Annotated in this window: 7 protein-coding genes; 2 read left to right on the top strand and 5 right to left on the bottom strand. The window is 57.7% G+C overall.

All coding sequences use genetic code 11. From position 1 onward, the window contains the following. Positions 1–302 precede the first annotated feature (302 nt). Entirely contained in the window at positions 303–2,624 is a 2,322-nt protein-coding gene (locus AC629_RS04520; RefSeq protein ID WP_084803576.1) for a polysaccharide biosynthesis tyrosine autokinase, read from the bottom strand. A gap of 305 nt (positions 2,625–2,929) precedes the next feature. On the opposite strand from AC629_RS04520, the gene AC629_RS44885 reads away from it, so the two are divergent. Continuing rightward, positions 2,930–3,175 carry a hypothetical protein gene (locus tag AC629_RS44885; RefSeq protein WP_143198905.1) on the top strand — a complete coding sequence of 82 codons (246 nt, stop codon included), beginning with the start codon at positions 2,930–2,932 and terminating at the stop codon, positions 3,173–3,175. Positions 3,176–3,506: 331 nt separating this feature from the next. Here the strand turns inward: AC629_RS44885 and asnB are convergent, their stop codons facing one another. Continuing rightward, a complete protein-coding gene (gene asnB / locus AC629_RS04515) occupies positions 3,507–5,183 on the bottom strand; it encodes an asparagine synthase B (RefSeq protein WP_210418995.1) in 1,677 nt (558 codons plus the stop codon). A 190-nt stretch (positions 5,184–5,373) separates the two neighbouring features. Between asnB and AC629_RS04510 the strand changes: the two genes are divergently transcribed. Continuing rightward, complete coding sequence (locus tag AC629_RS04510) at positions 5,374–6,525, top strand: acyl-CoA dehydrogenase family protein (protein ID WP_084803575.1); 1,152 nt, start codon at positions 5,374–5,376, stop codon at positions 6,523–6,525. Between the two features lie 71 nt (positions 6,526–6,596). Here the strand turns inward: AC629_RS04510 and AC629_RS04505 are convergent, their stop codons facing one another. From AC629_RS04505 to AC629_RS44880, 3 genes are read right to left on the bottom strand one after another with little or no spacing between them, the layout of a single operon-like run. Then, the gene (locus tag AC629_RS04505) at positions 6,597–7,547 is read right to left on the bottom strand and encodes a thioesterase domain-containing protein (protein ID WP_084803574.1); all 951 of its coding nucleotides are present in this window, start codon (positions 7,545–7,547) and stop codon (positions 6,597–6,599) included. Further along, on the bottom strand, positions 7,544–9,487 hold the full coding sequence (locus AC629_RS04500; protein WP_084803573.1) for a non-ribosomal peptide synthetase: 1,944 nt from the start codon (positions 9,485–9,487) through the stop codon (positions 7,544–7,546). Before AC629_RS04500 ends, AC629_RS04505 begins: the two co-directional genes overlap by 4 nt. An 18-nt stretch (positions 9,488–9,505) precedes the next feature. Continuing rightward, positions 9,506–9,709 (bottom strand): hypothetical protein, encoded by a 204-nt coding sequence (locus AC629_RS44880; protein ID WP_143198904.1) that lies wholly within the window; start codon positions 9,707–9,709, stop codon positions 9,506–9,508. Positions 9,710–9,921 lie beyond the last annotated feature (212 nt).

Below are 9,921 nucleotides of genomic sequence, written 5' to 3'. Positions count from 1 at the left end.
CGCGATTCAGGTGCTCAACAATGAATCACAAGCGATTCATCCGATTCAAGATTCTTCGATCGAAGCCTCCCGCAATTGAATCAGGCGCTTGTGGGTAATTGAAAGCTTCACCGGACGGATACCGTTGAGGGGGGGGCGCCGCACGTGAAAATGCTGGCTCTCGCGGGTTGAAGCGCAGAACGGCAGCGCCCGGGTGGCGCAGCTTGTTGCTCAGACGAGCCGCCCAACAATGCCCGAGGGGATCTTTTCAGAAGCTGCCCCGAAGCGCGCTTCCGCCAATTCGGGATTCCCAGGTCAGGAAACTAGCTGGAATCGCTAAGGTTGTAGTGGATGTAATGATCGTCGCTGTAATAATCACTTCTATAAGCGTCGTAGCGGATCATGGATTTAATGTCGGTCTTGTTCAGCACCACGCCGATCAGGCTTTCGTAGATGTTTGGCGCTGTGTGCAACGCATGCTGGACCACGTCGATTTTGGTTTTTCCCCACTCGACGACAAGAACGAAGGAATCCACGAGCGTCGAAGTTGCGCGGACATCCACTACGGGCGACAGCGGAGGCAGATCGACAATGACATAATCGTAGGTCGATCGTAGCAGGTCGAAGAGCTTCCGCATCTGCTCGGTCGCCAAGATCTCGCTGCTGTGAAGTACGCGACGATTCGTGACTGCCGGCAAAAAGGCGAGATTGGTCTTCGGCTCATTCCATACGGCCGCCTCAATCGAATTCCCTCCAGAAATGACCTCCAGAAGGCCGACGGTGGCATCAGGAGCAAGCGCGGCCGATAGCGATGGGTTCCGGAGATCGCAGTCAATGACGATGACGCTCTTTCCGCTTTGCCCAATGAGCTGGGCCAGAGAGGCGGCTATGGTGGACTTGCCTTCGTGCGGTAGCGATGACGTAATTCCGATGATCCTGTTCGAAATCTGCGTTGGGTTCAGGTCGATTCCCAATTTGATAGATCGGATGGATTCCGCGAACCTCGACAACGGCATATGCACGAAGGCCCAGTGCATTGGCGAGGCGGTCGACACTGTCCTTCGAATTTCGGGATCGGAAGGCGGGCGACCGATGGGTTTTAGCTTTCGCAGCGTAGCAGCTTGCAACAGAGGAACGATCGAGAGGCAGGGTAGGCCCAAGGCCGATTCGATCTGATCCGGCGTCCGGAATACTCGATCCATTGCTTCTCTGAGGAATCCCAATCCGACCCCGAGACCAACTCCTCCGAACAGCGCCAGCGCCAGCACGATCGGCGTTTTCGGTTTGCTTTTGCTCTGCGGTGGGGAAGCCGGGAAGATTACCCTTGCTTCCGAAGTCCGAAACGACTCTTGCTGGGCCGACGCCATATAGCGCTGCAGAAAGGTCTCATAGAGATTTCGGTACCCCTTTGCCCTGGTCTCGAGTTCGCGCAGAGTCACCTCGGCGGAATTGGTCGTGCGCGACGACGAGACGGCTCCCGCCAACTGTTTCTCGAGCTCCTGCTGGCGCTGTTTGGCAACCTCATAATCGCTTCTGCTTGTCTCAGTCAGGCGACGAACCTCGTCGAAAATGGAGGCGCGAAGCTCCAGCATTTGCGCGCGTAGATTGACGACACTTCGATGGTCCCGGCCGAATTTGGCGGAATAGTCGCTCTCTCTTCTGGCCAATTCGAGATATTGCTGACGCAGATTGGTAATGATCGTACTGGCCAGCACGTCGGAGCCGGCAGTATCCAAAGTGCCGATAGACTGCGAGACTGCGGGATTTTCCTTGAGAATGCTTTCATAGCGATTGAGGCGGGCCAAAACTTCCGCGGTCTGGGCGCGGGCCGATACCAGTCGACCGTTCAATTCGACCACTTGCTGTTCGTCGATAGGCTTTCCTCCCGTGGAAACGATATTGTTTTCGGATTTATAGGCGTTGACCGCGCGCTCCGCAGTTTCTGCCTGATCGCCCAATTCCCGTAGCCTCTGCTGTAGCCATTGTGTCGCGGTCCGATTGGCCGCCGCCTTGGCATTAAGCTGATCGGCAATGTAGGCATCGGCGATGGCATTCGCGATCTCGGCTGCCCGGTCAGGCCGGTTCCAATTGAAGGTAAGTTCGACCACGTTGCTCGCGTTGACCCGCGCAACGGATAGTCGATCCAGGAAAGCTATCAGTGTAGCATCAGCCACCGGCTCCTGCGCACTCCCCGGCGCCCCACCAAACCATCCCCGAACATGCCGTATCAACGAGCCTAGCGGCGAGGGCGAACCGTGTTCGAGATCAGTGGACAGGTTGAGACGATTGATCACGGTGTTCGCAATCGGCGCGGACCTGAGGATCTGCAATTGGGTCTCAAATTCCCTTAGGTCTAAAGAGGGCTCCGCGACGAGCGATTGTTGCTGGACAAACTGTGGCTTGGGAATTCCCAACTGAATCTGCACATGCGCCGTATAGGTCGGCGGCATGACACGCAGAAAGACTATACCAATCGCGAGCGAGAGGACGGTGGCGAGGATGACAATGCCGTACTGACGGCGGATAAAGCCGCGAGCAAAATGCAGCAGAGGGCCGATCCCGTTCTGATCCCCTGATGGCATCGCTTCCATGCTGGAGAGCGTCGCCCTCGGTCTGTCCGTCTGGGCGAAATTGCTTTGAAGCATCTGATATTTCTCACGTCGTCTGCACTACGACCGGGAAATAAACCGGCAGGCGTCGGTTGCCGTTGCCGTCCCGGAGGTGGGTAGGACTACCGCAAAATACATCGAAAATTGTGGTCGGTCCAAATTAAATAAGTGAAACAGGTCAGATTAAATATTAACCCGCGAATTTGAGGGCCAGGATGCGCCGAATCGACGCGGGGCAGCGTGTCTTATGGATGGTCGACGCCCAGTTGCGGATAATTAAATAATACGTTATATTTCTATTTGTTGCTAGCAATTCGGTTAGGAAATTAAGGAAATAAAATATGTTTTCAATCCTCAGGACTGTCCTGTTCCTGTTGGCGGCAAGCGGTGCTGTAACCACTGGTTATGTGTTCTACAATGCCGCTTTGTCGCCCGACAACTGGGTATATCAAGGTGGCTCGCCCACAAATTGGTCAGATGGTGGCGTCCATGGGGCCCCCGGACCTATCGTAGGCGCGGGACTTCCCGTCATCGCCGTTGCCTATGGCGTCTACTGGCTGGCGAGGCGCCGCCATAAAGCCGACTGAGAACTCATATTTTGGGTGAGATCCGCCGGCGCTTGACGATGTGATGGCCGCTCCAGCGCAGCGGCCAGGATGGCCACCATCAGCGGCGGTCGCGCCCATCAGTGGGTGCATGCCACATCATGATCCGGGCCAACCAGCGCGCCGTCTGCACGGCAAGTTTGACACCGAAGCGAGCTTTGCGCGAGTTACTCCGGTCGGGAATTTCGCGATAAATCACGAGAGTGGACTATGACTGCTTGCTGCTACGCATGGCCCCAGAAATGGCGGGCGTCGTGTAAAGAACCGAAATATTGATGGGCGTCAGCCTTGCACCAGCCGGATCATCTGAAAATCAGATTGCGGTGACAGCATAAAGGTGCACGCCTTTAACCGCTCTCCCTGATGGATCGTCCATCTTCGCGAAATCTTGCGACCAGCGAAATGCCGTCGGGGTCGAACAAGCAATAGAAGGACCGACAGGAACGGTGAGACAGGCGGTCGGATTCTGGAAAATACTATCAAAGATCGCTCTATATAAATATCCTTCCTTCGACGTCGGCGTTTGCTGCGGAAATCGCTGCGCAACGTCTGCCATCATTTCGTCCGTGACCTTTTCCTCCGCGTGACGTTTCAGGCAGTCGATCCAGCCGTATCCCACGCCATCGGAGAATTGCTCCTTCTGACGCCACAGGACCTCCTCAGGAAGAAGATCCCGAAAAGCCTCGCGCAATATGCCCTTCTCGATCGTCTTACCCGGACACATCTTATCTGCCGGATCTATTGACATCGCGTAGTCGAGAAACTCCTTGTCCAGGAACGGCACACGCGTCTCCAGCCCCCAGGCAGCTGTCGCTTTATTTGCGCGACAGCAATCGTACTTGCTGAGCGCGAAGAGCTTTCGCACGGTCTCCTCGTGAAATTCCTTTGGCGTCGGCGCCATGTGGAAATACAGATACCCTCCGAACACCTCATCGGCGCCTTCTCCTGAGAGCACCATCTTGATGCCCATCGATTTTATCTTGCGCGCCATGAGGTACATGGGTGTTGCCGCCCGAATAGACGTAACGTCAAAGGTCTCTAGATGGCGAATGACGTCTCGGACGGCGTCGAGTCCCTCCTGTAGCGTGAAGACGAGCTCATGGTGGACCGTACCAATATGCGCCGCCACTTTGCGCGCGTACTCCGCGTCCGGCGACCCCTGGAGCCCGACCGAAAATGAGTGCAGCCTCGGCCACCATGCTTCTTCGGTCTCTCCCGATTCTATCCTTTTGAACCGGTGCCGCGCCGCAATTGCAGCTATGAGGGACGAGTCGAGGCCTCCTGATATGAGCACGCCATAGGGGACATCGCACATCAGTTGCTGTTTAACGGCTGTCTCAAGGGTAGCTCGCAGTCGCTGCAGAGAAACTCTTTCCGTGGGTACGGTGCGCGCCCACACAGGATCGTACCATTTGACGAATCTTTTTTCGCTCCCGGTATAATAATGACCTGGCGGAAACTCTTGGACTGACTCGCAGATGGCGTCGAGGGCCTTCATTTCGCTCGCGACGTAGGTCGAGCCATCGCTGTTCCATCCTATGTAGAGTGGGATGATGCCTATGTGGTCGCGCGCCACGAAGAAGTCACGCGTCGTTGCGTCGAAGAGGGCGAAGGCGAAAATTCCGCTGAGCATTTCGCACAGCGCGGGCCCATACTCATCGTAGAGGTACAGGATGATCTCGCAATCTGATTTCGTCTTCCATGCGTGCGGGCGCTTCAGCTCTCTCTGGAGCGCGAGATGGTTGTAAATCTCGCCGTTTACGGCAAGTGCGCGGCCTGCAGCGACATCGAGAAGAGGTTGCGCGCCGTGCTCGACGTCAACGATCGAAAGTCGCTCATGCGCGAGTACTGCATGTTCGTTTGTGTATATTCCGCTCCAGTCCGGCCCGCGATGTCTAACCGTTTTTGCCATTTCCAGCGCGCGCATGCGAACAGTTTCGAGCGGTTCCTTGAACTCGAAGATTCCGATGAAGCCGCACAAGACAATCACCCCCGTTATTAGCAATTCATCGATAAATTAAATATATTGCGGCAATCATTGCCGATTTGATTTGGATTTACAACAGGATTAAAATGGTTGACATTGTATTGTGGGCCATTTGCCGTTGCCTGTTCCGCTGAGGGATGGGTGCGGGATCGCCGGAAGTTCAATTGCTCACGGCTGTAATTCGAGACCGAACATGACATTGGCACGGTACGAATCGCCTTGGATCACCGACGAGACAAGGATCTTTCAGAAGACGGTTCGCCAGTTTATCGAAATGGAGCTTACGCCCCACCATGCGCGTTGGGCTGAGCAGGGTCATCCGGATGCGGACGCTTGGATTAAGGCGGGCAAGATGGGCTTGCTGCTCCCCGACGTACCCGAGGAATATGGAGGCGGGGGCGGGACCTTTGCTCACGAGGCCATCGTCATCGAGGAGCTCGCCCGAAGCGGCGTCCACTTTGGCCTCAGCATCCAGAGCATCGTCGCTCACTACATCCTCGCCTACGGCAGCGAAGAGCAGAGGCATCGCTGGCTTCCGCGCATGTCCAGCGGCGAACTTGTCGGCGCGGTCGGCTTGACGGAGCCCAGCTCGGGCTCTGACCTGCAGGGCACAAAGACCACCGCTCGAAAGGATGGCGATCACTATGTGATCAACGGCTCCAAGACATTCATCACCAATGGCTGGCAAGCGGGCCTCGTCTGCCTTGCCGTACGGACCGACCCCAGGGCGCCTGGCCCGAAGGCGCTGTCGCTGTTGGTGCTTGAGACCAAAGACTTGCCCGGCTACCGGGTTGGCCGTCCGCTCCACAAAATCGGCCGGCACGCTCAAGACACTTGCGAGTTGTTCCTCGATGACGTGCGTGTTCCTGTCGGAAATCTGCTGGGCCCAAACGAAGGGCGAGGGCTGTTCCAGATGATGGATCAGTTCCGCTACGAGCGGCTGTCCATCGGCCTCAGCGCAGTCGCTGTAGCGGAGCGCGCCGTGGAAATTACCGCGGGTTACGTCAAGGAGCGAAAGGCGTTTGGCAAGCCTCTGCTAGACTTGCAAAACACGCGATTCAAGCTTGCAGAATGCAAGACTGAGACTCATATCGGGCGTGTATTTGCAGACAACTGCATCCAGCAATTTATCGATGGTCGACTCGATTCCGTTACGGCGGCCATGGCGAAGTATTGGCTGACCGACTGCCAGTGCCGCGTTATTGACGAGTGTGTTCAACTGCACGGCGGCTATGGTTACATCCAGGAATCGCCGATCGCACGCATGTGGGCCGACAGTCGCGTGCAGCGCATCTACGGCGGCGCCAACGAAGTTCTGAAGGAAATGGTAAGCTCCTCGTTCTGACGTCCAGCCTTGTGCGGTGGGCGAGGATTTCATGCTCGAAAGCGATCTAAAAGGAAATTCAACCGGCTGTCTTACGCGAGCGCCGTCGCGCCCGCGCGCTGAAGCTGATTGAGGCTGCCTTGAAGGGCCGCAGCGAGGATGCTCACGTTTGGTCCGAGCAGCAAATCATTGACAGCGAAGTCCTCAAGGTGGTGCTCGCGCGGCGTTTCGCAGAATTTGCTCCAGAGGTGGGATCGATGCCAGGTGTCGGCGGTGACAAACAGGTCGATCTGCCCCGGGTAAGGACGCGGCTTGTAACTGCGCACGGCGGCAACGGTAGCGTTTTCGACCCGTTGCCGTGCGCTTAGTGTCGAGGAGCCAACCATGGCCGCCTCTGCTCGCTGTCGTTCGAGGCGCAGCTCGAGCTTGCGCTTGAATGCACTGGGTGTAAGCGCCTTCGCGTAGCCGGAAACGCGGACCCACATCATCGACGCACGCCCGAACATCGTTGGAAACGGGCTCCCGATCAGCGCCAGCAGAGGAACCTCTTGGCCTGCCCCGACAAGTTGGCGCGCCACCTCGAAAGCGAGTGTCCCGCCCGCGCAATGCCCCGCAATGAGGTACGGGCCATGGGGGCGGTAGCGGCGTATTTGCTCGATTTCATAACGTGCTAGCGCCTCAATCGACTTCAGCGGCTCGCTGCCGTCCAGGCCCGGCGGCTGCACGCCGATCATGGGCTGTTCCACATGCAGATGGCGGGCCAGCTGGAGCAGGCAGAAGACGTCGCCCCCGTGGCCGGAGACGGCGAAAATCGGCGGCCGGCAACCCTCCGGCTTGATCGGCACGATCGAGGCCGGACCGTTCTTCAGCGCCTCGGCCTGCTGCAGCAACGCCATGATCTCTTGTTTTCGGCTGGACAGCGCCTGACGCAGCCCGGCATCGAGTGCTCCGACGGGAGCACTGCATTTTAGCTGCGTATCCTCGATCCACAGCCTGACGTCGCGGGCACGAAGCGTCGAGAGCAACACGGTGGCATCCATCATAGTTCGAACTCCTCACGCGCGACCGATGAGGCTTTCGCAGGGGCCCGGTAGTTGGTCAGTACGAGCATGTCGATTGCTTCTGAAAGCCCGGCGATCGTCGTTCGTTCGAACAAGGCTGCGAGTTCGATCTTGACATCGAAGGCCTCGGCAAGCCGGGCGACAAGGCCGACGGCAGTGATCGACTGTCCTCCCAAATCAAAGAAATCGTCCTCGATGCCGATGTCGTCGACGCGCAGCAACTCGCGCCAGATCGCCGCAATCATCTTCTCGGTTTCCGTCCGGGGCGGACCGCCTGCGCCGGCACCCGCATTTGACGGAGCGGGCAGGGCCTTGCGATCGATCTTTCCGTTCGGTGTGAGCGGGAGAGCATCCAGGAATACGAACTGCGCGGGGACCATATATTCGGGGAGGCTTGCTTTCAGGAACGCCCGGAGTTCATCCTTCTCGGGTACCTCGTCTTCGCGCGAAACGACGTACGCGACGAGCTGCTTGTTTCCTGGCTCGTCCTCGCGCGCCAGGACAGCACAGGTTTGCACGCCCGGTCCCGCAGCAAGGGCCGCCTCAACCTCGCCGAGCTCGATGCGATAGCCGCGGATCTTGACCTGGTCGTCGGCACGGCCAAGGTACTCCAGCGAGCCGTCACTGCGATATCGGGCCAGGTCTCCGCTCTTGTACAAGCGCGCGCCGCTAACGCCACTGAACCGGTCCGGCAGGAACCGCTCATTCGTGAGCTCAGGTCTATTGAGATAACCGAGCCCAACGCCGGCCCCGCCGATGAATAACTCGCCCATCATGCCGGGCGCCACCGGGTGCATGTTCTCGTCGAGGACATACAGCTGTGTATTCGCGATCGGTCGCCCGATGGAGACGGATCCGCTGCGAGCATCGCCAGGCTGCACCTCGTGGACGCAGCAGCCTACGACCGTTTCGGTCGGACCGTACTCATTGAACAAGCGTATCGATGGCGCGTGATCGCGCCACAGCCGAAGGGTTTCGGCGACCAGGTTTTCGCCGCCGATCACGAACGCTCTCGCCATGCCCGCCGCCTGATCGGCGTCAACTTGCGTACCGAGCAGCTCGAGGTGAGCCGGCGTGATCTTGACGAGCCCGTGCTTGTCGGCACGCAGAAGTGTGGCCAACAGGTTCTGTGCGCCGACGTCCTCAGGTACCAGCTCCACCGTGCCGCCACCCAACAAGGTGGTGTACAGGCTCGTGACCGTCAGATCGAAAGAGATGGATGTGTGAACCGGAGCCGAAAAGCCGGACTCGACGGGGTAGGTTCTGATTGCCCACCACAGGTAATTGACCAAGCCGCGATGAATAATCATTGCGCCTTTCGGCTTGCCTGTGGAGCCCGAAGTGTACATGACGTAGGCAAGATTTGAGGGCTCGGCGGTGGGCGCCGGGTTGTCCCCCATCTCCTGACCAAGCATCGGCCAGTCGGTATCCAGGCAGAGCACTTTGTCGCCTGATATCGATAGCAGCGGGAGGCACTTCTCCTCGGTCAGGATCAAAAGCGGCTGCGCGTCCTCGACCATGAACGACAGCCGCTCCTTCGGATAGGCCGGATCAAGGGGCACGTATGCACCGCCGGCCTTCCAGACGGCCAACAACGCCACGACCATTTCCGGCGAGCGTTCAAGGCAAACACCCACCAGCACGTCGGGTCTCACGCCTCGTCTACGAAGGTGGTGTGCAACCCGGTTTGCCTGCTCGTTCAGCTCTCGATAGCTGAGTTGACGTTTCCCGAACACGACGGCAATGGCTTCGGGATTGCGGTCGACTTGACGCTCGAACAGCTCGTGCGTGCCGACCTGCGGGAAATCCGCGCACGTGTCGTTCCAGCGGAGCAGCTGCGTCCGTTGGAGTTCCGTCAGCGTGCCCCAGGCGGAGGCGCGGTACTCCTGCGAAGGATTTGGTAAGGTTTCCGTCAAAGCCACAGATTTCCTCCCGCCGGGTCAAGCGATGACAAACAAACATTTGAAACGCATGAGCTTAAAGGCCCATTCGCTCACTCCTGCCAAAGCACTTGTGCCGTTGGCCCGAACGCTACCAGTTCCCAAATGGGTCTTGGGTGCAGCGGGACTCTCTCCTGGCGAAAGAACTCTGGCCTCGAATAAATAATCATAATTTATTCCATTATTAAATCCAAAAAAATCCATTCATGGCAATCCGTCAGCGGGTCGACGCGCTAATTAATCCGGGCGATAGTAAAAATATATCATTTATTTTATTGCGCGCCCAGCGATTAAAGGGTTACCGTAAATGTGGTTCAGGCGACGGGCTGTGTTTCGTTCTGGCCCGCTCAGGATGCGTATTATAGGCGAGATGGCGGCAAACCAAGGCTGCGAGGCAAGTCAATTCGCGCGACGCT

Source organism: Bradyrhizobium sp. NAS80.1, from assembly GCF_001908205.1.
GTDB lineage: Bacteria > Pseudomonadota > Alphaproteobacteria > Rhizobiales > Xanthobacteraceae > Bradyrhizobium.
Note: the sequence above shows the minus strand (reverse complement) of the source record. Positions and strands in the feature narration are given on the sequence as shown.